The 25,496-nt window shown below is 61.3% G+C and carries 20 protein-coding genes and 3 pseudogenes; 9 read left to right on the top strand and 14 right to left on the bottom strand.

The genetic code is table 11. The features are described from left to right. Nucleotides 1–13: 13 nt before the first annotated feature. The 7 genes from AC2FAN_RS03025 to AC2FAN_RS02995 form a co-directional block, all read right to left on the bottom strand. The gene (locus tag AC2FAN_RS03025) at nucleotides 14–1,096 is read right to left on the bottom strand and encodes an AI-2E family transporter (RefSeq protein ID WP_485172664.1); all 1,083 of its coding nucleotides are present in this window, start codon (nucleotides 1,094–1,096) and stop codon (nucleotides 14–16) included. 108 nt (nucleotides 1,097–1,204) lie between these two features. Further along, nucleotides 1,205–1,852: an LssY C-terminal domain-containing protein gene (locus AC2FAN_RS03020; protein WP_485172663.1), complete on the bottom strand. Its 648-nt coding sequence runs from the start codon at nucleotides 1,850–1,852 to the stop codon at nucleotides 1,205–1,207. Nucleotides 1,853–2,207: 355 nt separating this feature from the next. Continuing rightward, nucleotides 2,208–3,242 (bottom strand): HAD family hydrolase, encoded by a 1,035-nt coding sequence (locus tag AC2FAN_RS03015; protein ID WP_485172662.1) that lies wholly within the window; start codon nucleotides 3,240–3,242, stop codon nucleotides 2,208–2,210. Nucleotides 3,243–3,300: 58 nt separating this feature from the next. Then, a complete protein-coding gene (locus tag AC2FAN_RS03010; RefSeq protein WP_485173046.1) occupies nucleotides 3,301–4,230 on the bottom strand; it encodes a formylglycine-generating enzyme family protein in 930 nt (309 codons plus the stop codon). 264 nt (nucleotides 4,231–4,494) lie between these two features. Continuing rightward, the gene (locus AC2FAN_RS03005) at nucleotides 4,495–4,881 is read right to left on the bottom strand and encodes a hypothetical protein (protein WP_485172661.1); all 387 of its coding nucleotides are present in this window, start codon (nucleotides 4,879–4,881) and stop codon (nucleotides 4,495–4,497) included. 384 nt (nucleotides 4,882–5,265) lie between these two features. Next, entirely contained in the window at nucleotides 5,266–6,945 is a 1,680-nt protein-coding gene (locus AC2FAN_RS03000) for an arylsulfatase (protein WP_485172660.1), read from the bottom strand. Between the two features lie 508 nt (nucleotides 6,946–7,453). After that, the gene (locus AC2FAN_RS02995) at nucleotides 7,454–8,230 is read right to left on the bottom strand and encodes a transporter (protein WP_485172659.1); all 777 of its coding nucleotides are present in this window, start codon (nucleotides 8,228–8,230) and stop codon (nucleotides 7,454–7,456) included. Between the two features lie 463 nt (nucleotides 8,231–8,693). On the opposite strand from AC2FAN_RS02995, the pseudogene AC2FAN_RS02990 reads away from it, so the two are divergent. Then, nucleotides 8,694–8,938 (top strand): annotated as a pseudogene (locus AC2FAN_RS02990) (sulfatase-like hydrolase/transferase); the annotation flags it as partial. Between the two features lie 558 nt (nucleotides 8,939–9,496). Here the strand turns inward: AC2FAN_RS02990 and AC2FAN_RS02985 are convergent. Next, entirely contained in the window at nucleotides 9,497–10,390 is an 894-nt protein-coding gene (locus tag AC2FAN_RS02985) for a hypothetical protein (protein WP_485172658.1), read from the bottom strand. Nucleotides 10,391–10,840: 450 nt separating this feature from the next. Here AC2FAN_RS02985 and AC2FAN_RS02980 point away from each other — a divergent pair, with 450 nt between their 5' ends. Genes AC2FAN_RS02980 through AC2FAN_RS02950 form a run of 7 tightly spaced genes read left to right on the top strand, consistent with a single transcriptional unit; the run spans nucleotide 10,841 to nucleotide 18,320 of the window. Continuing rightward, on the top strand, nucleotides 10,841–11,626 hold the full coding sequence (locus AC2FAN_RS02980; protein ID WP_485172657.1) for a DeoR/GlpR family DNA-binding transcription regulator: 786 nt from the start codon (nucleotides 10,841–10,843) through the stop codon (nucleotides 11,624–11,626). Between the two features lie 43 nt (nucleotides 11,627–11,669). Further along, nucleotides 11,670–13,220, top strand: a complete 1,551-nt coding sequence (locus AC2FAN_RS02975; protein WP_485172656.1) for an ABC transporter substrate-binding protein — start codon at nucleotides 11,670–11,672, stop codon at nucleotides 13,218–13,220. A gap of 2 nt (nucleotides 13,221–13,222) precedes the next feature. Continuing rightward, nucleotides 13,223–14,974 (top strand): dipeptide ABC transporter ATP-binding protein, encoded by a 1,752-nt coding sequence (locus AC2FAN_RS02970; protein ID WP_485172655.1) that lies wholly within the window; start codon nucleotides 13,223–13,225, stop codon nucleotides 14,972–14,974. Then, nucleotides 14,971–15,888 (top strand): ABC transporter permease, encoded by a 918-nt coding sequence (locus tag AC2FAN_RS02965; RefSeq protein ID WP_485172654.1) that lies wholly within the window; start codon nucleotides 14,971–14,973, stop codon nucleotides 15,886–15,888. The genes AC2FAN_RS02970 and AC2FAN_RS02965 overlap by 4 nt, the downstream gene beginning before the upstream one ends. Then, nucleotides 15,885–16,745, top strand: a complete 861-nt coding sequence (locus AC2FAN_RS02960) for an ABC transporter permease (RefSeq protein ID WP_485172653.1) — start codon at nucleotides 15,885–15,887, stop codon at nucleotides 16,743–16,745. Before AC2FAN_RS02965 ends, AC2FAN_RS02960 begins: the two co-directional genes overlap by 4 nt. After that, on the top strand, nucleotides 16,742–17,512 hold the full coding sequence (locus tag AC2FAN_RS02955; protein WP_485172652.1) for a glycerophosphodiester phosphodiesterase: 771 nt from the start codon (nucleotides 16,742–16,744) through the stop codon (nucleotides 17,510–17,512). Before AC2FAN_RS02960 ends, AC2FAN_RS02955 begins: the two co-directional genes overlap by 4 nt. Beyond that, nucleotides 17,505–18,320: an HAD-IIA family hydrolase gene (locus tag AC2FAN_RS02950; protein WP_265052950.1), complete on the top strand. Its 816-nt coding sequence runs from the start codon at nucleotides 17,505–17,507 to the stop codon at nucleotides 18,318–18,320. Before AC2FAN_RS02955 ends, AC2FAN_RS02950 begins: the two co-directional genes overlap by 8 nt. Nucleotides 18,321–18,472: 152 nt before the next feature. Here AC2FAN_RS02950 and AC2FAN_RS02945 read toward each other — a convergent pair whose 3' ends face one another. The 4 genes and pseudogenes from AC2FAN_RS02945 to AC2FAN_RS02930 form a co-directional block, all read right to left on the bottom strand. Continuing rightward, nucleotides 18,473–18,928 (bottom strand): cytochrome P460 family protein, encoded by a 456-nt coding sequence (locus AC2FAN_RS02945; RefSeq protein ID WP_485172651.1) that lies wholly within the window; start codon nucleotides 18,926–18,928, stop codon nucleotides 18,473–18,475. Between the two features lie 22 nt (nucleotides 18,929–18,950). Next, nucleotides 18,951–19,783, bottom strand: a pseudogene (locus AC2FAN_RS02940) (SDR family oxidoreductase). Nucleotides 19,784–19,890: 107 nt separating this feature from the next. Continuing rightward, nucleotides 19,891–20,877, bottom strand: coding sequence for an aldo/keto reductase (locus tag AC2FAN_RS02935; RefSeq protein ID WP_476807931.1), 987 nt, complete (start codon nucleotides 20,875–20,877; stop codon nucleotides 19,891–19,893). A 79-nt stretch (nucleotides 20,878–20,956) separates the two neighbouring features. Continuing rightward, nucleotides 20,957–21,034, bottom strand: a pseudogene (locus AC2FAN_RS02930) (hypothetical protein); the annotation flags it as partial. Nucleotides 21,035–21,168: 134 nt separating this feature from the next. Between AC2FAN_RS02930 and AC2FAN_RS02925 the strand changes: the two are divergent. Further along, nucleotides 21,169–22,062, top strand: a complete 894-nt coding sequence (locus AC2FAN_RS02925) for a LysR substrate-binding domain-containing protein (RefSeq protein ID WP_265052953.1) — start codon at nucleotides 21,169–21,171, stop codon at nucleotides 22,060–22,062. Between the two features lie 192 nt (nucleotides 22,063–22,254). On the opposite strand, the gene AC2FAN_RS02920 is transcribed toward AC2FAN_RS02925, so the two are convergent. Together AC2FAN_RS02920 and AC2FAN_RS02915 are read right to left on the bottom strand one after the other, a co-directional pair. Further along, a complete protein-coding gene (locus tag AC2FAN_RS02920) occupies nucleotides 22,255–24,285 on the bottom strand; it encodes a putative bifunctional diguanylate cyclase/phosphodiesterase (RefSeq protein ID WP_485172650.1) in 2,031 nt (676 codons plus the stop codon). A 350-nt stretch (nucleotides 24,286–24,635) separates the two neighbouring features. Then, nucleotides 24,636–25,490 (bottom strand): class I SAM-dependent methyltransferase, encoded by an 855-nt coding sequence (locus tag AC2FAN_RS02915; RefSeq protein WP_485172649.1) that lies wholly within the window; start codon nucleotides 25,488–25,490, stop codon nucleotides 24,636–24,638. Nucleotides 25,491–25,496: the final 6 nt, after the last annotated feature.

Raw genomic sequence — 25,496 nt, 5'->3', positions numbered from 1 at the left:
GCTGAATTACCACTCACACCGGACCTCTCGGTGGGGGCGGATCGACGATGTACTCCTTACCTGCCAGAGACTGCCGCCTCGCAAACCGCAGGATCACGCCTAGCGACGCAGCGAGAGGTATCGCCAACAACACGCCCACGAAGCCGAACAGCCATCCAAAGGCGAACAGCGCGAACATCATCCAGACCGGGTGGAGGTTGACGCGGCGACCGATGAGGCGCGGCGAGAGCACATAATCGGAAAGCATTTCTCCGACGATGAAGATGCCCCCTACAACGGCGACTGGTCCCCAATTCGGCCAGAATTGGGCCAATGCAACGCAGGCCGCGACGAAAAACCCGATTGCGGCTCCAAAATAGGGAACAAAACTGATCAGGCCTGCGGTGATTCCGATCAAGACTGCATGGTTCAGCCCTGTCGCCTTCAGGGCTGTCGCATAAAGCACGGCGAGAACGAGGCAGATGAGGATCTGCCCGCGCACGAAGCCAGCGACTGTCTCGTGGATTTCGCGCCCAAGCGCTCGCATGTCGTCGCGGCAGGACGGTGGAAACCAGCCATCGACGGTCGCTATCATTCGGTGCCAGTCAATGGCGACATAGATGGCGATGACCGGCGTGACGATCAGCAGCGAAAGAAGGGAAACCAAGGCCTCTCCACTCGACCATAGCGAGCGAAGGAACTCGTCAACCCAGTTAGTGCTCATCGTCTTCGCGATGTCGCGGGTCGATTGCTCGATATGGAGTTCGTCGCCCATGATACGGTGCAGCCACGGTCGGCTTGCATCGCCCATCTGCGACTGAAGGCGGGTGACGTAGGCGGGAAACTCTTCAACAAAAAACCTGAACTCGCCGACGATGGCCGGGAGCATAACCAGGAAGAAGCCGATTAGAACCGCGACGATCGGCACGAAGACGCCCAGAGCTGCAAGGGAACGGCTAATCCCGAGCCGCTCCAGCTTGTCGACCGCCGGAATGAGAAGATAGGCGAGCAACGTGCCGGCCACGAATGGCAGCAGTATTTGGCGCACCAGCATCAGCGTAACGAGCGCGATCGCAGAGACCGCGATCCAGAAGGTCGCCGGTCGCGCGATTCTCATCGACGTTCGTCACTCATGCGTTTCGATCTCGACTGCCAGATTCTACCTGCGATACCAACGCGCGGATTCTCGGATCCCAGCGCGAGAAACGGTCGTAGAAATCCGTGTTCAATTCTCCATCAGACTGGCGAAGGCGATCTCGCCGTCGGTAACGTAGTGGTTCACCTTTCCGGCTTGCAAACGTGAACCGGACTGATGCAATGCGACATCCCCGATCACCCGCTTTGCCGTCAGCTGGGCGAGGATGTAGCTGCGTTCTGCATTCGTGTCTGAATCGGTCGCATGGGTTACTTGGAGCGTTAGTCGAGCCAGCGACAAACCCGTGTCTCTGGTGCCCGCGCCCACCCATAATACAGGCTGATCGGTCGACGGTTTATCCGTATTCATCCAAAAGCTCGCTGCAGCCATATCCTCCTCCGAGCGAGCGAGGCTCAGGGCCCAGAAACGGATATGATGGCGCTTTCGCGGGCTGTTATTGATGGGCTCCTGGAAACCTATGTCCTGCCTCCGTCCAAAGAGATAGAGGGTGCTGAACGGGGCGTTGGGATACGGGGAGTTGAGCAGAAACGCTCGTATCATTCGCCACGAGCTTGCGGCCCCCAAGCGATCGGCCGTCGTCCAGCCTGCCGTTGCAAACGCATCGCGCAATTGTTGCAAGGTGCCGATGAGGACGAGGTTTACGGGATCGCCGGGCAGACCATCGCCGGTGATCGTGTAGCGGGGGATAAGCGACCGATGAAGGACCTTCAGACCCATTCGGACTACATTGGGCAGAATGACATAGGCGGCCAACCCGTAAGTGAGGCTTACCGCCACGACCCATGGAAGCCTGTGATCCGCCGTATCAAAGATTACAAACACAATCAGCCAAACGCTGACGACGCCAAGACAAAAAATGAGAAACCTCTGAAAAAAGGCGCGTGAGCAATCTCAAAATTCTTGTCCTATCTTGCTCCGGTCGGTCGCGGCCGCCTCGCTATTCGTAGTCGGTTTCCGACAGGCGAGTATACCAGTGGGCAGTTGCGTCGCGTCCACATGTCGGACCTAAGTTTTTCCACGCCTTACACCTCGGCAGCGCCAGTACCCAAAGTCTCCGAACAGCAGTTCGACCTTAATCATGAAACGGGAAGATCTTCTTCCAGTCTCGCTTCATATCGACAACGGTCCACTGATTAGCGGCTGCGGCGTCGAGCGCCTTGTCGAGCTTGCCGAAATGGGCCTGACGGTCATAGGCGAACTCGCGTTCGGCATCTGTATGGTGAAGGATTAGGCCGAAGCGTGGGCCGCCTGACATCGTCGTCCATTGCAGCATTTCGAGATCGCCATCCGAATTCCCGAAAGCAGCGATCGGCCGTCGGCCGATCTGTTGGTTGATGCCGACAGGCTTGCCGGCCTTGTCGTCGATGAAGTTGATCTGCGGCAGACGGAATATGGTCGGCCTGCCGTCACGCATCTCGAATTTCGTCTTGATCGAGGAGCCGAGAACCTGCTCGGGAGGGATGCCGTACACTCTCTCAGTCCATGGCCGCATGAACTCGACGCCGCCACCGGAGGCGATGTAGGTCTTGAACCCATTCGCGCGCAGGTAGGTAAGCAGCTCCAGCATGGGCTGGTAGACCAATTCGGTATAGGGACGCTTGAAGCGCGGGTGGCGCGCGGTGGCAAGCCATTCCGAGGCGATTTTCGCGAACTCGTCCGAGGTCATGCCGGCATGTGTCACCGCGATCAGTTGCATCAGGCCCTGCTCGCCCGAAGCCGCCAGCGCCCTCATATCGCCATTCAGGACCGCCTTGAAAGGCTGCTTGGTCTTCCATCCGGGGTTTTGCGGAGCGAGTGCCCTGACCCGATCGAGGACAAACGCGAGCTGGACGTACATCGGCTGCTCTGCCCACAACGTGCCGTCGTTGTCGAACACCGCGATGCGCTCAGCCGGCGCCACAAAGTCGGCGCCACCTTGCGTAGTCACGCGCGCGACGAAGTTGGTGATCGACGCCTTGACCGGGCCATCATTCCAGGACGACAGCGGGTCGGACTGCGCCAGCACTATTGACGGGCGAAGTGGTCCGATCAGAACAGGCACCCCGGTCAATACTGAGATCAACACGCGACGATTTAGACCGGCGCTGTAAGGCAAAACGGATTTCATTTCGGTCTCCATCAAATGGAATCTCACTGACGGTGGGCGCCGGCGCTTGTTGCCGTTCCTAAGGCTGTTGCGTTGACGGCGGCCTCCAGACGCAGCGGAAGCCGAGATGGCTGGTCGAGGTGTCGACCGGTTCCGCATGGCGCGCAGCCGGGCGATAGCGGCGGCAATAGTTGGGTGCGCAAAGATGCGAGCCGCCCTTGATGACCTTACGGGGGATTCTAATCTCCGGCAGATCGGGGTCGTAGCTGTCGTCTTCGCGGCCGCCTCGCGGGTTCTGTGGAATGCAGCAGGTCTTCGCGGCCTCAGCCTGATGCTTGGGCGCGTACCAATCTGTGGTCCACTCCCAGACATTGCCGATCATGTCCTGCAGGCCGTAGCCGTTTGGTGGAAACGCCGTGACCGGCGAAGTGCGTTCGAAGCCATCCTCGGCCAGGTTCTGATGCGGAAACTCGCCTTGCCAGGTATTCGCCATGTGGCGCCCGCCGGGAGAGAGGCTGCCACCCCAGGCGTATTCAGCACCGGCGAGACCGCCCCGTGCGGCAAACTCCCATTCGGCCTCGGTCGGCAGGTCCTTGCCGGCCCAGCGGGCATAGGCGAGCGCGTCTGCAAAGCTGACATGAACAACAGGATGATTGTCCAGCGCGTTAATATTGCTTCCGGGGCCATAGGGGCGGCGCCAGTTGGCTCCCATCCTCAGGCTCCACCAGTGACGGAAATCGCGTCGGTCGACCGGGCCCGCTGGCTGGGAGAACACCAAAGAGCCCGCGTAGAGCATGTGAGAGGGCGTTCCGGGATAATCCTTTGGGTCGGGCGCGACCTCCGCAAAGGTGACGTGTCCGGTTGCCTTGACGAACTCCTTGAACTGCCGGTTCGTTACCGGCGTTCGATCCATCCAGAAGCTGTCGACGGCCGCGCGATGGACCGGGGCCTCCTCGGGATAATGGCGATCGGATCCCATCAGGAATATCCCGCCAGGTACCGCGATCATGTCGGCCGGCTCAGGGCTGGCTCGCGAGACATCGTCACGTTCGCGAAGCGCAGCGGCCATTCGGTCTGCGATGTCCAAGTCGGTCATGACATCCCCGTGGGAAGGCTGACGGATCAGAAGTGATAAGCGATGCTCGAAAAGACGCCGTGCTGGGTCGTACGATAGGTAAAGCCGTTGTTGCGGTTGTCGGTGTAGATGCCCGGTCCAAGGGCCGTGGAGATGAAGTCCGTCCGGCGGCCTGCGCCAATCGGGATAGGCTTATGATCACATGAATGGAGCATCCCAAGGCCCGAAGTCGAAAGCATCCTGGTTCATCGCCGCCGTCATTTGCCGCTCGTCGGCGAGCCGCTTCTGAAAGACCATCTGGCGATACTGGGCGTAAGCTGCTTGGTTTCCGAAGTAGACACACTGGCAAACAATCGGATCAGCATACACGTAGGCGACCTGCGAGTTCTTGGTCTGCTGCACGAATTTGTTCGGCGGCAGCTTTTTCATGGCCGCAAGCCGCTGTGGCGTATTTGCAGGTTGTGGAATGAAGCCCGCCGCAGAGAGGAGGTCCTCCTTCTGCTGTACCGCCTGTTGGGTTGACTGGCAGCCTGCGAGGCCGATACTCAACGTAACAGCCAGACCGGCGGCGAGACGACTACTCATGTTTGGCTCCTGAATGTGATGTTCAGCGCTGTTGCCCAATGAGTCGGGTCAACATTTGTGCGCGTCAGTTTCCTGTCGGCGCTCCGAGGCGATAATTCCTCCGAAGCTGTGCACTGGAGGATGGAGCGATCGCCTGGCACTCGTTGTAATAGAACTGGCCGGGCTGCCGATTAACGGGATTGGCGCAAATGCTGGCGAGTTCGGCCTGCCTAGACTGTGAGGATTGGCAGGCTGACAGGGCGAGGCCGGCGAGCGTCATCACGCACATGGATCGAACAAAGTTCATCGTTTTTTCCTCTCTCTGCCCCAGACTCCATTTTTTGAATCTTCGTCCGGGCCGCGTCCCGCAGGATGCGGCCCGTCCTCAGTCATTGATGCCCCCCGTCAGTTGCCGGTTGGCAACGGAATGCTAACTCCGTCCTTCGCGAGGATTTCGCGGACAGACTGCAATCGTTCGTAGTCAGACAGCAAGATTGGCCCCGTGTAACCGTAGCTCTGCACCTTGCGCGGAGGATATTTCACATAAGTGGCCATGATCTTCTTCAGCTCTTCCTCCATGACGACCCCCATCCAGGTGCGTTCAGTGAAGTTGTTCATGAAGATGTCGTAGCGCTCCTGCGGATCCTGCCACAGATCGAACACCTGCGGCACCGTGGCGACATACTTGGTTGGACCTTTCCAGCCGAGATTGCTATCCACAGCGAGGCCGCCGGTAGAGCTTCCGTCATCCCCACGAATGTTGAAGAGGAACTTGTAATTGTTGACCCGAACCGCACCGGGCGAAAGCTCATTTTCGGTGAAATAGAACCACGATTTCCGCTCCGATCGACCTGTACCAAATAATACGGGGGACATGTCGTAGCTGTCGAAGATGATGGGCTGGTTGGCGCGATCCTGCGTTGGGAGCGGAACGCGGCCGACCGAGGCAAAAGTCGCCATCAAATCCAGGCCACCAAGAATCTCATGGTTCTTGGTGCTGGGTGCGATCTTTCCGGGCATCCAAGCGATGGCCGGAACGCGGTTGCCGCCCTCGCGAAGAGTGCCCTTGGTGCCGCGGAAGGGGGTGTAGCCCGCGTCCGGATACACGTCCTGCCAGGCGCCATTGTCGGTGGTATAGAAGACGAGCGTGTTGCCGGCGAGCTTCGGATTTGACCGGACCTTATCCATGATACGGCCGATCCGGGCATCGAGCTCCACGACCGAATCCGCATACTTGCTCTTGGACAGCGACTTATGGATGTAGTCGGGATGCGGCATATTGGGCTGATGCACCTTCATGAAATTGATGCTCATGAAGATCGGCTCCGCCGTGTTCGCATTGCTGTCGAGATAGTCGATCGCAGCCTTTTCAACGTAGCCATCGAAGAATGGGATGCCGACGACCCCTTCACGGCCGTTGATGACCGGCGTGTCGACATACTGGCCGTTGATCTTGAACTCTTCGCGCGCCGGCTGGCCGGCATTGCCCGATAGAGCCCCCTTCGTCACCTTCTGGAACATCTCCCGTAACTCCGGAGGCATATCCGGGAACCAGGTCGGGTCTGCATAAGTGTAAGCATTGAGATGGTACAGGCCGCAATACTTCATCTCGTCATAGCCCTGCGCATTGGGCAGCGCATAATCAGCCTCGCCGAGATGCCATTTGCCAGTAAAGAACGTCTTGTAGCCGCCGGTCTTGAGCACCGAGCCGAGAGTCCACTCCGCTGCCGGCAGGCCGCCGCCCTGACCTTGGAAGGCTACAGTGGTCATGCCGCTGCGGTTAGGCATCCGGCCCGTCTGCATGGCGGCTCGGCCCGGCGTACAACTCGGCTGGGCATAGAACGAGAAGAATGTCATGCCTTCCGCCGCCAGCTTATCAATGTTGGGGGTCGGCATGCCCCGGCCGGCGCCGCCGCCATAGGGGCCGAGATCGCCGTAACCCGTGTCGTCCGATATAATCATGATAATGTTGGGTTTTTGGGTCGGGGCTGGCGGCTGCTGTTGCGCCAGGGCGGGTAAGGTTACTCCCGCCGAAATTGCCACGCTCGCGCAAAAACCGAGCAGCCCGCGTCGACAGATCGACATGCTACGTCTCCGTTTGCAAAACTGGGGGGTAGGCCGTTGAACAGGCGAAGCAGCGCTTGCCGCGCAGCTCGAATGTTGCGCGGCAACGATTGCCGGAGACATAAAAGTCAATCGTCGCGCGCCACTATTGTACCTGAGGACAGTAGCATGCGGCCCGAGGCTGGGGCCGGGCCTCCACGAGATTAACTGAGCTGCCTGTCGGCGAACGAAGCGTCCGGCTGGAACTGGAGAAAATGCCCGAAACGAACGTCAGCAATTAGCCCGGCCCAGCCCGCGCGCCCGCACGACATCACTGCGCTGGATCCTAAATCCAGCTCATCGCGAAAGTGCGGCGCCCCCCAAAAAGTCTGGAAAGGGTCCGATTTAAGCTGCGCCTCCGTAACTGGCGAACTGAATACCCGGAAGCGGTCGTTCCAGATATCGGCTATAGGCCATTTGTATGCCAAGAGCGGTTCGACGTGATCGTCGCAGATGGGTCGATGTGGCTTAGCCTTTCGGTTCCCGAGACCTACTCAGGGAAGAGGAAGGTCAAGCCCGCGCGCGCGCCGAACCCCTTTGGCCCAGACACTGGGGAAAATGCATAATATCGACCGGCGACGAACAAGCTGATCGGCTGCTTTCCGATCCTGATCAGTTTCGAGACCTGAGCGTTAATCGGAACGGTGAGCTTCTCATTGGCCCAATCGTACGTCGTCTCCGTGTTGAGCGAGAAGGTCCAGGCATCGTGCGTCGTGTAGGAGATGAACGGCTGCACGAATGTCGCGTTGACCGGGTGCGCACCACTGCGGGTCGCCCCTCCGGCCGACCAGACCTGATTAGCCAAGATGCCGATCGTCCAAGGGCCTTCCTGCTTGAGTAAAACGGCGGTTGGACCCACCCCCCAGCGACTTTCGCCGAGGAGTTGATCCGTCGCGGTTGGCAGGCGGAACACGGGTCCGATCCCCCAGATAATTCCCCCAGGACCAGGAGCCTGTGGGGACAGAAAAAAGCTCTGGGTCGTATCGGACAACCCGAACTGGCGGCCCGAGCCTGGCGCAATATCCCATTGTGAGATGACTGGAAGAACCGTTCTGGAGATAAGGTTCCACTCGGGGCTGAGGTGAAAGGGGATGACCGGCTGGATATTCAGGGTCGCCCGCCCACCATTATCACCGGGCCCGATCCGGCCGTCGTAGTTGAACTGGAACGGAACGCTAATGAGAGCTGCGACCGGATTGTTGAGTTTCTTGGCGAGATCTGCGTCCTGCCCGAAGGCCGGTGACAGGCAATTCGCAAGGAGAACCATGGCGACCGACATAATTCTACGGATTTGTCGCAATGGAACCTCCCTAGACTTCGGTTCAGAGATCAAAACACGGGGTGCTTGAGTTTACTAGGTCGTGAACCCACAAACGGCGGACGTCCGCGTTGTGGAAAGCTGCCGTTCCCGGGCATCAAGGAAAACATCTGCCTTCCCATATTTCGGACCTTGCGGTTATCGACGCGTGGCGTCGACGATCCGACGCAGCTCCGTAGGAGCCGGCAGACTGAGATCGGCCACCCCCATTCGCTTGATCGAGCGATGCTCGGTTGCGTCGCGGTTATCAGCGCGCCTGCCGGGTTAGGGCCAATCATTGGAGCGATCGATATCGGCCCTGGGGACAGGTTTTTCGAGAACAGCGCCGCCGGACTCTACGATCAGTGGCCGGTCGGGATGGGCTTTGACTATTGCTACGGGTTCATGAGGCGCTCCGAACATCCTGCTGATTATGACGGACGATCAAGGCTATGGCGTTTCAGACACATTTGGTGGTGTCGTACCGACGCCGAACCTGGATCGGATCGCACGGATGGGACTGCGCTATCCGCAGTTCAACTCGACTGCGCTCTGTTCGCCGCGCGGGCAGCCCTGATCACCGGCCGTAACCATCATTCGACCGGCTTCGGTATCATTTCCGAACAGTCGACGGGCTACCCCGGGTATGACTCCGCCATCGGCGTGGAAAATGCCACGGCTCGGGGGCTCGCCGACGTTCCCATGGGCTTCACTGCGCGTCTGCCTGGCCGCCCTTCGGAATTCCCGAGGTCGCCTTATGATGTGAACCCTATTTGTCTATTGTCCCTGGCCCAATATCGACCCCCAATACCGCTGCCTATTTTCGGGCGCCCATCGCCAAGCTCGATACGAAGATTGGTGGACCCGATGAAAGCGGATCGGACCCGTTGCTGCAGCCGTGTCCGGCGCGACGCTAATACTCCCCCGCTCAGGCACCTCCCAGACGGCGCCCCCGATCCCACCGCCAATCGACACCCTAAATAAGCTCGAGTCGAGCATCGGCCCGCTGCAATACAACGACGGTGCGCCGAGACGGTCGCCAACGGGTCCGAACGCGCGGGCTGTATCAGGCGCGTTCGAGTTCGGGTCCGGTGATCCTTTCCAGGGAGTTGCAGCAGCCAACTGGCTCCCGCGCCTAAGGGCGATGCTCCGGCGCTTCCAGGGCTGATGACCTGACCGGGGCGTATTAGTTCTGCAGGTCAGAAAGGCGGTATTGTCAGAACCGCCTATCCCTGCTCAGAACCGCAGACTTAGCCCGACGACGGGCCCATGCATTAACATGTCGAAAGCGTAACGCCGACGCCCCTCGCCATAGGCATAGTCGGCGTAGAGCGCCCGGTAACCGATGACGCCTGAATAGGTGATGCCGTTCTTCTCGGCGAAATCGAAGCTGTAAGCGGCAATGCCCTGCCACGAGAAATTGCTGCCGCCACCACCCACGTCGCCGCGCACCACGAATTCCTGACCAGGCGCCAGGCCAATCCGCACGCGGGCACCAGCAAAGCCGTCGATCCAGTCCACCGAGCCGGAGCGGGCGATCGCCACGTTGCGCCTGAAGCTGAGGTCGCCTATGTCGACCGTCGCGCCCGCATCGAAAGAGAACTCGGCGCGCTGATTCCAATAGCGCGCGCCCGCGAGGATGTCGAAGGCGACCGACCCGAAGCGGGCGACCTCGTAAGTAGCTCCTGCTTCGAGGATGGCCATCGAGGTCTTGGCGTCGCCCGACGCGCCGATGGCGCCCGCGATATCGGGCGTTGCGCTACGTGTTCTCACGCCCCCGCGATCCACGCTGACCTTGAGCCCGGCGAAATTGCCGAGGAGGGAGAACCTACCATTGCGGGCCTCAATATCTGCCATCAGCGCAAACAGAGTGCCTCCGTCGCCTAGCGAAGCATCGAGGATATCGATGAAGCTCGCATCGACCCTAGCGGTTCGCCCCTTCACTGTCTGATTTCCGTTTAGCGAAATGAGCCAGCCATAGGGCGTAAACCGGTAGGTCCACGCCGAGGTCATCACGGGCGCCACGGGTGCGGCGGGGGGCGGTAGATCGGCGGCTTGCGCCGCGGCGCTGCCCAGCCCCAGGATTATCGATAAAGTGAAGCCGCAGGCCTTCGCGTGGCTGAGTGTCATCGCAATCCCCATTGTTGCGATTCATGCTGCGAATTCGAAGGCACAGCATCTGCCGAACACTGCTCCCGCACAATGCGGAACTTGCTTCCCACTGCAAGGCAGCGATGGATGTGACATATTTACTAATAAGGTATGCCCGAATTCGACGTCGAAATCACTCGCCCTGCTGGTATGAACCTGAATTTGCTGCGTTTGCACGGCGCGGCGAAAACGTCCGCTCTCGCCGGGAATTCGGACACGGACGAATCGTTTTCCAGTGTCCGAGATGGGTCGCCAACAGACCTCACGTAGATGAACTCCGAAGGTCCGGGTCCGGGCAACCATCCAGAGTCCGCTCCTGGCGCTGTCCGGAATAGGAACCGCTTTCCTTACATAAAATCCGGACTGCAGGGGAGGCTGTGGCGGTTTTACATCCTTGACAGAAGTCTCTCCTTTCGCTCGAATGAACATATGAATGCTTCATATGAACGAGATGGGCAACTTGTGGAATTCGTTCAATCGAACGGATATGTTTCGATTGAAGATCTATCTCGCTCGTTCGGCCTTTCGCCTCAAAGCATTCGACGCCTCGTCAACCGGCTGTCTGATCAAGGCAAGTTGAAGCGCTCTCACGGCGGGGTCAGCCCGCCTACCGACGGGGCCAATCTGGAATACAGGACGAGGCAGGTGCTTCGTTTGGCCGAGAAGAAGCTGATCGCAGCCGCAGTCGCGCGGTTCGTGCCCAATGGCGCTTCGTTGTTCATCGGACTGGGGACGACCCCGGAATGTGTGGCGGTCGCTCTCGCGGATCACAGTGATCTGCGCGTGTTCACGAACAGCCTGAACGTTGCGGCTGCCTTGTCGGCCAATCCCGGCGTCGAGATTGCCATTGCCGGAGGACTGCTGCGCCGCCGCGACCGCGACGTCATCGGTTCGGGGGCTGTCGCTTTTTTCCGACGCTACAAGGTGGACTTCTCCATTTTCGGTGTAGGCGGCGTCGACCCCGACGGTATGCTCCTCGATTTCGACGAGGGCGAGGTCGAGGCGCGCGAGGCGATGGTCGAAGGATCGCGAAACTCGCTTCTCGTCGCCGACCACACGAAGTTCGGCCGCAGCGTCCCGGTCAGGGGCGGCAAGATTGGCGAGGTCGACCATCTCTTCACGGATCGACTCCCGCCGGCCGAATTCATACCGGCCATCAGGAAAGGCGACGTTCAGGTGCACCACCCACCTGATGACCGTGTCACGGCCGCGTAACGCGGCCGGGCAAGAACAAAAAAGAAAACATAGGGAGGAAGAGATGACGCTTTTGAGAGCATCGGCGCTTGCGGGCGCCTTCGTCGCATGCCTCGTTCTGGCGGGCCCCTCGTCGCAGGCGCAGGACAATCGACCGACCTTGCGCATCGCGGTTCAGGCCAACCCGCCCACGGCTGAGCCGCTCGATGCCGAATCGAATGTCGGCTGCCGCACCAACTATTCAATCCACGACACACTGCTGCAGTTCGACTATGGCGGCGATTTCCAATTGAAGCCGCATCTCGCGGAAAGCTGGAACTGGAAGTCGCCGACCGAGCTTGAAGTGAAGCTTCGGCATGGCGTGAAATTCCACGACGGCAACGAGATGACGTCCGAGGACGTGGTCTTCTCGTTCGGCCCCGAACGTCTGACGGGGCAGAAAGCGCCAGGCTTTCCGATGGTTCGGCGCTACTGGGTCAGTCTCGACAAGGTGGAAGCCGTCGACCGCTACACGGTGCGTTTTTCCTCCAAGTATCAGGACCCGATCTTCGAGCAGCGCCTCGCAGCCTGGACAGCGCAGATCATCTCCAAGGCGGCTTACCTCAAGGCGCCGGACTACAATGCCTGGCGTCTCAAGCCCGTTGGAGCCGGCCCCTATAAGGTCGACCGCGTCGTCGCGAACGATGCCATCGTCCTCACCGCCCATGACGATTACTGGGGTGGCAAGCCGAACGCCAAGACGGTGTTGTTCAAGGTCGTCCCGGAGGTGTCCGCGCGCGTAGCCGGGCTCCTGGCAGGTGACTATGACATCGCCTCCGACATCCCGCCCGACCAGCTCAAAGTTCTCGAACGCAACCAGGACATCAAGATCGTCGGCGGCCCGGTGAACAACCACCGTGTGATCTGGTTCGACAAGACGCACCCTGTTCTCAAGGATCCGCGTGTCCGGCAAGCAATGATCGTCTCGATCGACCGGCAGGCGATCGTCGAGGCCATGTGGGATGGCCGCACCAAAATCCCCAACGGGCTGCAATACGATTTCTACGGCAAGATGTATCTGCAGGACTTTCCGAAATACCGCTACGATCCGGAAGAGGCGAAGAAACTTCTCAAGGAGGCGGGTTACAAGGGCGAGGAAATCACCTTCCGCAGCTTCAACAACTACTACACAGCGGAGTTGGCGACGACGCAGGCCATGGTGGCGATGTGGCAGTCGGTCGGACTCAACGTCCGTATCGTGATGGTTGAACCTGGCGGGGCCCTGTTTGCGCCGGGCGATGGGCGCGCGGCTGGCAACTGGTCGAATTCAGCGCTCCTGCCGGATCCGCTGTTCTCGCTATGGAGCCAGCACGGCCCAGCCAGCGTGCAGAAGGCCCAGGGCGCCTGGGAAAGCGAGGAGTTCTACAAGCAAGGCGAGATTCTGGAACGCGCCACCGATATCCAGACGCGTCGCGAGGCCTTTCGGCGCATGCTGCAGATCAACGAGTGGGACGATCCCGGCGTCAGCAGCCTTCACCAGAACGCTGTGTTCTACGGCATCCGCAAAAATGTGGACTGGGCGCCCTACATCTTCCTCTACATGGATCTCGGCCCGGCGCGGCTGAAGTTCAAGTAGCCATGGCGCTGCTCTCGATCCGGGATCTCGACGTGCATTATCCGGCGGCCGGGCGCCTCGTTCCGGCCGTCAGGGGCGTGAACCTCTCGCTTGGGGAGCGCGAAATACTCGGGGTCGTGGGGGAAAGCGGGTCGGGCAAAACGGTCAGTTGCCTCAGCCTTATGGGGCTTCTGGGGCCGCGGGCCGAGGCGAGCGGCACGGTTCATTTCGATGGCCGCGAAATCGACGTCGCGGCCGTCGTCCACGAACGCCGCCAGGGCAGGTTGCCACTGGCCATGATCTTTCAGGATGCGACAGGCGGACTCAATCCAATCCGGACCGTCGGTTCGCAGATCGCTGAGATTTTCGTTCACAGGGATGGCGCATCTCAGAATACAGCTTGGGACAAGGCCGTCGAGCTGCTGGAAACCGTGGGCATCCGCGAGCCGCGCGAGCGAGCCTCTAGCTACCCGCATCAAATGTCGGGAGGCATGAACCAGCGTGTGATGATCGCGATGGCACTTGCCGCATCCCCGCGCGTCCTGATCGCAGATGAACCCACGACCGCGCTGGACGTCACCGTCCAGGCTCAGATCTGCAAGCTGCTTCGACTGTTGGTCGAGCGCGAGGGCTTGTCGATCATCTTCGTCTCCCATGATCTGGATCTTGTCACGAGCTTCTGCGATCGCGTCGCCGTGATGTACCGCGGAGCGGTCGTGGAGTGTGACACCAGCGAAGCTATCCGCCGCGCACCCAGGCATCCCTACACCGCAGCGCTCTTCGCCGCGATTCCCGGGCATCGACCGCCTTTCTCGCAGCTCGAGGAAATCCCCCAGAATCTCGACGCTCCGCTGTCGGCATCGCCGACACAGCCGGACCTGCGGAAGGTGGATGTGAGGCCGCAGCTTGCGTCCGAGCCCGCCGAACAGCCGGCCATGATCGAGGTCTCGGACGTCGCCTATCATTTCGCGAAACGGCGCTGGTTCAGCCGCTCCACGCATATCACCAAGGCGGTCGACGGCATCTCCTTCGCGGTTCCGGCGGGAACGACCTTCGGTATCATCGGTGAAAGCGGCTGCGGCAAGAGCACGCTCGCGAGCTTGCTCATTGGCGATCGCGAGCCGCAGAGCGGCGGCATCAGCGTCGGCGGCCGCAGCATGAAGGAGCTCCTGGCGCATGGGCGGCGGGCCTATGCACGCCGGGTCCAGATGGTTGCCCAGGACCATTACGGATCGATGGATCGGCGCCAGACCGTCGGCCCGCAGATCGAGGAAGCATGTCGCATCCATTTCCCTGAGCGCTCCGGGGCGCGTCGGCGCGAGGATGCGCTGCGTATGCTGCAGGCGGTCGGCCTCGGCGAAGCGCACTACGCCAAGCTCCCGCACCAGCTCAGCGGCGGCCAGCGCCAGCGCGTCGCGATCGCGCGCGCATTGATCGTCGAGCCCGACATCCTGATCTGCGACGAGCCGACCTCGGCGCTCGATGTCTCGATCCAGGCGCAGGTCCTCAATCTTCTGCTCAGGCTGCAGCGCGAGCTCGACCTGACCATCCTGCTGATCAGCCACGACATCCGCGTCGTAGCCCATATGTCGCACGCGATCGGCGTTATGCGCGCTGGCGTGATGGTCGAGCAGGGACCGGCCCAGGAGGTGCTCTCCAATCCCAGGCATGCCTATTCGCGCAGCCTCTTCGCCGCCGCCCCGACCTCGCGGCGCGCAAGCATTCCCATGTCGCTACCCAGCACCGAATCGCTGCTGAAGGACGCGATCCCATGACCAGAACCGTCCTGACCGCCTTCGCGCGACTCCTGATAACCGTCCTGCTCGCTGTGACCTTCGTCTTCGTCATCCTGCGCGTCAGTGGCGATCCTGCGCGCGCTCTGCTGCCCGTCGATGCGCCCGAGGACCAGATCGCGGCGGTGCGGACCGAATGGGGCTTGGACAAGCCGCTTCCTGAACAATACCTCACCTACGTCATGAAGCTGGCAAGCGGCGATTTCGGCCTCTCGCTGAACGATAGACAGCCGGCCTTGCGGGTCGTCGCCGAGAAGATTCCGGCGACGTTGCTGCTGATGGGGACGGGTCTTGTCATTGCCTTTACGGTCGGATCGGCGCTGGGCCTTCTCGCCGCCAGCTATCGCGGACGCGCTCCCGACCGTCTGATCATGTCGCTGGCGATCTTTGTTCACAGCATACCGAGCTTCCTGTTCGGCATCCTGCTCATACTCCTCCTCGCCGTGGCGCTGCGCCTGTTGCCGAGCGGCGGCGGGCCATCGCTTCTGCACCTCGTCATGCCTGCCGCGGTGATCGGCCTGTCCCAGGCCGGCGTCGTCGCCCGTTTCGTCCGCTCCAGCACGCTGGAGGTGCTGGCGCAGCCCTACATCACGGTCGCAAGCCTCAAGCCCCTGCCGCGCTGGTATTTCATTCGCGCCCATGTGCTGCCGGGTTCGGCACTGCCATTGCTGACGCTCTTTGGGTTCTCGCTCGGAGGGATCATCGCCGGCGCGGCCATCGTCGAGTCAGTCTTCGCTTGGCCGGGAGTCGGCCGGTTCCTCGTGTTCTCGGTGGCACGCCGCGACGTGGCGGTCGTCCAGACAATCGTGGTGCTGGTCGCGACGATGATGGCGTTCGCCAATCTCGCGACGGATCTCCTCTACGCCATCTTCGACCCTCGGCTGCGCACTTCATGACGGACCTGATCGCTCCCGGACCCGCGCGGCCCCGCAGGCGGCGCGAGATCGCCGTTACCCTGGCTGCGGTTATGGTGATCCTGTTCATCCTCGTCGCGATCTTCGCCGAACGACTGGCGCCCTATGGTTTCGCGTCCATCGATCTGCGCGCGCGCAACACGCCGCCCATCTTTTTCGGTGGCTCATTCCACCACGTCCTGGGCACGGACGAACTGGGGCGCGACATCCTCAGCCGTCTGATGATCTCGGTGCGAGTCAGCCTCCTCGTTTCGGTACTCGCCTGTCTCATCGCCGCGACCATCGGCGTCACGCTCGGCCTCGCCGCCGCCTTCCTGCGCGGCTGGGTGGACAGCCTCATCCGGGTCGCGATCGATTTCCACGCATCCGTCCCTTTCCTCATCTTCGCGCTAGCGATCCTCGCCTTCTTCGGAAACAACATCGTTCTGTTCGTCGTGTTGCTCGGCACCTATGGCTGGGAGCGCTATGCCCGGCTTGTGCGCGCTCTCGCGCTCGTCGAGTACGAGAAGGGTTATGTGCTCGCCCTGCGCCGACTCGGCGCCGGAGAGGTAGCGATCGCCGTCAAGCATGTGCTGCCCAACGTCGCGGCGATCATCATCGTCAACATGACAATCGCGCTGCCCGAACTCATCCTGCTGGAATCGGGGCTAAGCTTCCTGGGGGTCGGCATCCAGCCGCCGCTCGCCAGTCTCGGCAACATGGTCGGCCTCGGACGCGATTATATCGTCACGTCCTGGTGGATCGCGACGATCCCGGGCATCGCCATTTTCATCCTCACCTTGTCGATCAGCACCATCGGCGACTGGCTGCGCGACGTCACGGACCCGAGTCTGAAATGAACGATACACAGCATTTCCCGCTCCCGGAGATCGCAGCTCACCGTGGCGGCAGCCGCTTTCCGGAGAATACGATATCGGGATTTCGCCACGCTGCCTCTTACGGCGTCGAGCAGGTTGAACTGGATGTTCATCTGACCAGCGACGACCAGTTGCTCGTCATGCATGACGAGACACTGGATCAGACCAGCTTCGGCACGGGGCCGATCAGCCGCTTCACGCTCGCGGAAATCCAATCCAGTTCGTTGCGTCAGATCGACGAAAGCGCCCCGTCGCTCGACCAGGCGCTGGCCGCCCTCGCGCCTAGCCGGATGCGAGTTCGTATCGAGGTCAAGCCTGGCGGTTCGCCTGGCGGCTACGAGAAGACCCATCGCCAGGTGATGTTGCTGGCCGGCAAGCATGGCATGAGCAACCGCATCACCGTCATGTCCTTCGATCCGGCAGCTTTAGCGTTCTTCACGGGCTCGGGGGTGCCGACGAGCCTGTCGGTCTGGCCGCACGCCCAGGCATCCATCCAAACGTTCAGGCCTGTCGTCGCGCAAGCGGCCGAGGCCGGAATCGACGATCTCGGATTGTCGTTCGCACGAACCACGCCCGACATGCTCGCACTGGCCGGCGAGGCCGGGCTTACCGCCGGCATATGGACCGTCAACGATGCGAGCCGGCTCGACTACTGGCTCAGGCAGCCGGTAGCCTACATCCTCACCGATCATCCGGACATCGCTAAACGGGTACGAGACGGGTTGCAGGGCATTGCCTCTGATGTCTGATCTCCTTGCCGGGATCGCCTCGATCGCGTCGCGCTACCAAGCATTCGTTTTCGATCTCGATGGGACGATCCTGCTCGGCGAGACGTTGCTGCCCACGGCGGCTAGAACCGTCAGCGAGCTACGGGCGCAAGGTCGCACTGTCCTATTCCTGACCAACAACACCACGGCTCGCTCGACGGAATACGCCTGCAAGCTGACTCGTCTGGGCCTGCCGGTCGAGGCAGAGGACGTCGTCACCGCCGCGCATGTCCTGATCGAGCTGCTCAAGCGGGAAACACCAGAGGCGCGCCTGATGGTGCTGGGCGAGAGCGCCCTTGTGATGGAGCTGGAACTCGCGGGCTTCGTCGTGACCGACGAGATATCGGATACCGATATCGTCATAGCCAGCTTTGACAGGGCCTTCTGCTACGAGAAACTGAAGCGCGCGTTCCGTGCGGTTCGGGCCGGTGCTCGGCTGATGGCGACCAACGCCGACCGCTTCCGGCCTACGGTGGACGGCGGCGAGCCAGACGCCGCCGCGATCATCGCAGCGATCGAAGCTTCCTCCGGCGCGAAGTGCGAAGCCATCGTCGGCAAGCCGTCCGATGTCATGACTCGCTATCTGCTGGGGCGGCTCGATGCCGCTCCCGGTTGCTGCCTATTGGTCGGCGATCGCTTGGATACGGATATTGTGATGGCCAACAACGCCGGAATTGCATCGGCACTCGTACTCACTGGAGCGACGTCCATGGACGAGGCCGAAAGCTCCGCAATTGCACCCACCTACATTCTGAGATCTCTCTCCGAAATTCTGGACGTCAAAAACTGAGTTGTGCCGCTGGCAGCGAAGATCCTGAATCAGATTTGGGAAGCGGCCTGAGATCGAGCCATCCCGGGTTACATGATAAAAAGGCCGAGTCCGCTTACGGGCAGCCACCGAATGTCCGGAAATGGCGCAAGATCGATATTCCGGGGCAAAACCTATGGAACATAGGCTCGCATCCGGTCGATCGTGAAAAGATAGTCGTCGCGCGATTGCGAGCTGTGGCAGGACTGGCACCGATCTGCGAAGGTCGTGCGCCTGATCTGGCGGCTGGTATCGAACTGTTGGAAATGCCAGTCGCCGGTGCTGACGTCTGCCGGGAAATCCGCGCCCCAGTTCACCCCTTTCTCCATCACGAAATACTCGGCGAGCTGACGCGCCCTCCAGACGCCGAGGACGAGCCGGGTGCCCGGCGGGAGCGGCTTGCCGGCCTTGGCCAGAGCGAGCGTCTCCGGCAGTGCGAACGCTTCCTCCTTGTTGAAGCCCCGATCGTACGTGGCGTAGAGCACGTACTTGTCGAAGTCCTTCGGGAAGGTCGCGCGGTTGGTCTGGGCGTTCGCCGTCACGATCGAGCACAGTAGGAACGCGATCGCAGCTATGCGGTGGACCGTCATGCTGTTTCCCTTTCGATGCGGTTCAATCCAGAGCAAGCGAGGCAGAGAGTTCGCGATGCTCGTCGATCTGCTGCTGGATGGTCTTCAGGTTCGCCTCGACGGCCGCCATGGCGTCCGCGCCGGCGACGAAGCGCAGCGGGAGCTTCCCGGAATCGGACAAGGTGACCATCGCACCGGCCAGCTTCGCCGGATCACCTCCCTGGAGACCATTCATGCCTGACCAGGCAGCGACGGTCTGGGCCGTGCGCTCGGCGTAATCGTCGACCGCCAACTGGGGCCAGATCGTCGAGGCGCCCTCGACGAGGAGCTCGGTGCGAAAGAAGCCCGGCTCGACGGCCATCGTCTCCATGCCAAACGGTGCCACGTCATAGCGGAGCGATTCCATCCAACCTTCGAGGGCGAACTTCGAGGCGGCGTATGCGACGACGAATTCCTGCCCGATCAGGCCGGCAGGGACGTGACGGTGATGACCTGGCCGGCGCGCTGCTTGCGCATGATCGGCAGGATTGCGCGGGTGACGATCGTAGGCCCGAAGAAGTTGGTTTCCATCTGCGCCCGGAAATCGTCGGGGCCGATGTTCTCGAAGTACCCGGCGTAGAAGTTGCCGGCGTTGTTCACCAGCACGTCGATTCGACCGAAGCGATCGATCGCTGCCTTGGCGGCGCTGCCGGCGGCCTCGGGATCGGTGATGTCCAGCGCGACCGTGAGCAGGCTGTCATGCGTGCCGATCGCCTTGCGCACCCTCTCCGGATCGCGTCCCGTCGCGACGACGCGATGGCCGGCCGCGAGTGCCTTGCGTGCGATATCAATGCCCAGGCCACGGCTGGCACCGGTGACGAACCAAATCTTGGTCATGATGTTTGCTTCTTTTGGCGATGACGCTTCGTGCCGAGGCCGCCTCATCGCCTGGGGAATCGGGCGCTCGATGGGAGCCGAGAACGTCTCGGCCCCCCTTCTGCGGATCAGATCGAGTAATCGATCGAGAGCATGTGGTCCTTGCCCATGCGGTCGCCATAGACCGGGAACTTGGACAGAGAGGTGTCGATCGCGAGGACGTCAGCGGCGTCGAGCTGCACGCGGGTCGCGCCGAGGTTCTCCAGCAGGTGGGTCTCGCTGCGGGTGCCCGGGATCGGGACGATGTTGGGGCTCTTGGCCATCAGCCAAGCGAGCGCGACCTGGGACGGCGTCGCGCCCTTCTTGGCGGCGTACTCCTTCAACCACTCCACGATGGGCATGTTGAGCGGCATGAACTCCTTCGAGAACCTCGGGAAGCCGGCACGGAAATCCGTCTTCTCGTCGTACTTGGTCGACGGGTCGTACTTGCCGGTCAGGAAGCCCATCGCCACCGGAGACCAGGGCACGAGGCCGATGCCCAGTTCGTTGCAGGTGTCGAGGATGCCGTTCAGCTCAACGTTGCGGGTCCACATCGAATACTCGTTCTGAACGGCTGTGACGGGCTGCACGGCATGGGCGCGGCGAATGGTCTTGGCGCTCGGCTCAGACAGGCCGAAACCCAACACCTTGCCCTGGTTGATCAGGTCCTTCACCGCTCCGGCGACGTCCTCGATTGGCACGGCGGGGTCGACACGGTGCTGGTAGTAGAGATCGATATGGTCAGTCCGCAGACGCTTGAGGGATTCCTCGACGACGCGCTTGATGCGCTCCGGCCGGCTGTCCAGGGCGACGGTGCCGTCGATCGCGAACCCGAATTTGGTGGCGATCTTGACCTTGTCCCGGAACGGTTGGAGCGCCTCGCCGACGAGCTCCTCGTTAATGTAGGGGCCGTAGACCTCGGCGGTGTCGAAGAACGTCACCCCGTTCTCGAAGGCTGCGCGGATCGTCTTGATGCCTTGATCCTTGGGCACCGGGCCGTTGTAGTTGCCGCTCTGGTTCATGCAGCCGAAGCCGAGTTCCGAGACTTCCAGTTTGCCGAGCTTGCGGGTTTTCATCGTCGTGCCTTTGGTTTCCGGCTGGCTGTGCGTCTGCCGTATGGGCGCCCCAGAGCGGTGCAATCGCCGCGGCGGCGCCAAGCAAAGCGGTCGATTTCAGGAATCCGCGCCGGCCGTTGAAGACGGTGGCGGGTGTTTCGGCGGACGCGTCGGTCATGGCCATTCCCTTCGATGGAGGCTGCCATTGGGATGCCCAAGGGCCAGCGCTGTTCCGTTGGCGTGAGCCTAGGCGCTGTCGCGTCCAGCGATTAGCCGCTATGAAGTGCATGAACCTAGAAGCAGGCGCACTGAATGAAACGCGAGGACCTAGCCGATCTCTCGGCGTTCCTGGCCGTGGCCGAGGCCGAGAGCTTCACGCTGGCGGCGTCGAGGCTCGGCATGTCGCAGTCGGCGCTGAGCCAGATTGTGCGACGGCTCGAAGGCCGGCTGGGCCTGCGGCTGCTGCGTCGCACGACCCGGAGCGTGTCGCCAACCGATGCCGGCGAGCGGCTGCTGGAGACGTTGGTGCCGGCGCTGAGCGGGCTGGACGCGAGCCTCGCGGCATTGAGCGAGATGCGCGAGAAACCGGCGGGCACGATCCGCATCACCTCGGTCGAGCATGCGACCGACACCATCATCTACCCGGTGCTCAAGACATTCCTGCCCAAATATCCCGACGTCAGCGTCGAGATCGTTTCCGACTACGGCCTGGTCGACATCGTGGCCGAGCGACTCGACGCCGGCGTTCGCTTGGGAGAGCACGTCGATAAGGACATGATCGCCGTCCGCATCGCGCCGGATCTGGATATCGCGATGGTCGGGTCACCCGCGTACTTCGCCGAGCGGCCGCCGCCGATGGTCCCCCAGGACCTGGTTCGTCACCGATGCATCAACCTTCGCCTCTCGGCGTCACGGGGGCATTTCGTGTGGGACTTCAGCAAGGACGGACGCGAGCTCAAGGTCCGCGCTGACGGACCGCTGGCGTTCAACACGATCGAGTTGATCGAGAAGGCAGCGCTGGATGGCTTTGGGTTGGGTTTCCTGCCGCGGGATAAAGTTCGGCATCATCTGGAAGCCGGCCGCTTAGTCAGCGTCCTTGAAGACTGGTGCCCAAGCTATCCAGGCTATCACCTCTACTACCCCAGCAGACGGCAGCCTACGCCGGCTTTTGCCTTGCTAGTGGACGCGTTGCGCGTCAAACGGTGAAACAGCGAAATCGCTCTGGGCGATAGTCACAAGTTCTGCGTCTGCTTTGCGGCAGCGACGTCATGTCAGCAGTTGGCGCAAGTTTAGCCTGCGGCTACTTGGTGTCGCACACCATCGGTGACTTGGAGCCGGGAAGACGGCGAGTAACGGTAAACTCGCAATACACGCTTCCCGGGTTTCCTACTTTCACCCTCAAAGCTCTGGCTTGCCTGTCGGGAACCAACTCTGAATGGTCTTCGGCACCATTTCCCCTCGCAGCGGCTTCGCATAAAAATAGCCCTGAGCAGAATCGCACCCTGCTTCTCGCAGGCGTGCGGCCTGTTGGGAGCTTTCGACCCCTTCCGCCGTCGTATGCATTCCCATAGCGTGACCGAGGCTTACGATGGCGGCGACAATCGCAGCGTCGCTGTCGTCGCTGATCAGGTTCCGCACGAAACTCTGGTCGATCTTGATGTGGTCCACGGGGAACTGCTTGAGATGGAGAAGCGACGCAAAGCCCGTCCCGAAATCATCCAGAGCGATGGAGACGCCGGCGTCGTGCAACTTGTTCAAGATGAAGGACGCCGTCGCCGTTCTGCGCCCGAGGAAAGCCGTTTCCGTCACTTCGACTTCAAAATGCGCCGAGGAGACACATGTATCCTCCAGGATGCGGATAATCCTGTCGGCGAGCCTCGGGTCGGAGATCTCGGCGGAAGACAGATTGACTGCCACGCGACCGCATTCGAGACCCTGATTCAGCCATAATCTAACATCGGCCGCAACCTGGCGGATCATCTGCTCGCCCAGAGCAATCGAAATGGCCTGCTCGGCGAACATCGAGCCAAAATAGTCAGGCGTGAGAAGCCCTTTGGTCGGATGGTTCCAACGCGCGAGGGCCTCGAAGCCGACGATCCGGCCTGTCACCAACGACACTTTTGGCTGGTAATAGGGAACGAACTGCTGTGCTGCGAGCCCTTCGCGGACGTCGTGTGCGATGGTCACGCGATGCTCCATCGTCTCGCGGGCGGCGCTGGTATAAGCAACCGCTTGGCTGCGCCCCTGCTCCTTCGCGCGATAGAGCGCGATGTCGGCGTCCTTCATCAGTTCGACCGGATCGCGGTGATGCTCAGGGAAGGTTGCCAGCCCGATGCTGACCGTTGTGGAAAGAGCTCGTCCTTCGTGCTGGAAGGGAGCACGGAGAGCTTCTACGATTTCCGTAGCAAGGGCAGTTGCTTCACTTCCCGCTGAAATATCGGCGAGTATGATGGCAAACTCGTCGCCCCCGAGGCGTGCCACGGTATCGCCTTCTCCGATAAAGCTTCTGAGCCGAAGGGCAGCCTCCTGAAGGAGGAGGTCTCCAACCGCATGGCCGAGCGTGTCATTGACATCCTTGAAGTCGTCGAGATCCAGTAGCAACAGCCCCACGCCGGCCCCAGAGATTCCGGCATTCGTCAGCGCCTCGTTGAGGCGAGCCTGGAAGAGCGCCCGGTTCGCCAGGCCCGTCAGAGGGTCGTGATTGGCGGTTCGCCAGATGGCCTCTTCGGCGGCCTTCCGATCTGCGATGTCGAAGGTCAGTCCGATGAGCCGATTTTCGTCCTTTCGCTCGGCCCTGAGAGCAAGCCACGTTTGCGAGCCGTCAGGAGAAAGGTAGCGCACTTCGGCCGCGCCACTCCCTTCCGACCTGACGGCGCTCCAGAAGGCCGTCACTATTTCTCGGTCGTCGGGATGGACCCTGTTGATGAAATCGCCTGCCGGTCCCGAGGAAATGCCAAGCAGCATCATGGAATTCTCGGAGCGGTCGACCCACTGCGTCTCGAGATCGAGCTCCCAAGCAGCCATCCTGCTGGCCTGCAAAGCCAGCCGCAGGCGCTCCTCGCTCACCCGGATCGCGTTCTCGGCCGCTTTTCGTATGGTTATGTCAGTAAAGGTGCGCACCATTCCGCCGTTGGGGAGGCGGTTGGTTCGAACTTCCAGCACCGTGCCGTCTGGTCTCTGCCTATCGTAGTCCAGGATTTCTACGTGTATCCCTTCATATTTGATGGCCCGAAGAAGCTCCTCGGTGACAGTACCAAATTCACCTTGTTCCATCTGCCATCTCTTCACCGCCTCGAAAGATGGATTTGAACGCATCAGGTCGGGTGGCAGGCCGAGCAGATCGATCGCGCGCTGATTGCAGACGGCCACATAGCCGTTGGCATCGACCATCAGAATTCCCTGGTCCACATGCTCCAGGACAGCGTTCAATAGAGCACTGTCCACGGGGAAAGATCGAGTCATGCGCTGAGTAGTCAAGCGTCGGCCTCTCGCTAAGCTAACGGTCGATCAGGGTATGGCCGCGCGCTTTCGAAATGCTGAAAGATCGAGATCGATTTGCCCGATATCCTGTGTCCAACGATGGCTTGGACGACCTTCCTTTACCCAGCTGCCCGAAAGCGCCGTTTAGCCTCCACCAAGACCTGGCGGCTACGAGGATGCGCTCGCCATGATGAAGGATGTCGGCGAGCGCGCGGCGCAAAAGCCTGATGAAGGTGTTCCTACCGGCAACGGTTCGGAGTGAGCAAAAGGCTGATCGTTATCACCAGCCGTGTATGACATCACTTTCGCCCTGTCGTTATGAGCAAAGTGTTCGGCCCGCTCCAACCGTCCGGCTGCGTAAAAACCGCTAGTTGGTCGCGAATATCCGCCCACGCGGCCTCCTGAGCGGGAGGTGCAAGTCGTGACAGCATGGCCATTACGGGCGCGGCGGCCACGCGCAGGAATTTGACGTAATCGTCGACGGATGGAAGGCGGAATGGCGCCTCGAGCCGAGCCGTTGAAACTTCGCCGAAGCCAGCAGCCAGAAAGAGCTGGTCGAGGTCCCCCACGCGCCCGAGGCTGAGAAGGCCGCCGGGCGCAAAAGGATCTCGCGGCGGAAGCCCCGCATGGCGTGAAGCCGTCGTCATGATAGTGCGGAGACAGGGATTCTGATCCGGCCCGGCGAAGACCATGGCTGAGAAGCAGCCCGTGGGCTTCAACGCCGCTTGGACAGCGGCGAGGCAGCGCGCCGGCTCGGGCATGAGCATGAGGCCCAGGCGGCAGATCGCTGCGTCGAAGACGTCGACCTCGGGCAGGGGCATTTGGGCGTCTGCAACCCGCCCTTCGACGATCGAGAGGCCAGCAGAAAAGGTGTTGCGCTGAAGGCGATCGACCAGCATCGGCGACAGATCGGTGGCAACGATCCGACCTGACAGGCCCAACCGTTTCCCGAGCGCAATCGACTGGTCACCGGCGCCGGCGGCCACGTCCAGGATGCATCCCCCCGGCTTGACGCCCGCCAGGTCAAACATCGTTTGCGTCGGCTTCGAAAGCCACGCCGCGAGCGCCGCAGATTCGGCGTCCCACCCTTCAGCAGCAGCGTCCCATTGTTTGCGTGTCGCCTCAACCATGGGGCTCGTTAGCTTGTCGGTCATTGGCCC

This window comes from Allobosea sp. RIT-PG3_2 (genome assembly GCF_057321085.1).
This window is presented reverse-complemented; position numbering and strand designations above follow the sequence as displayed.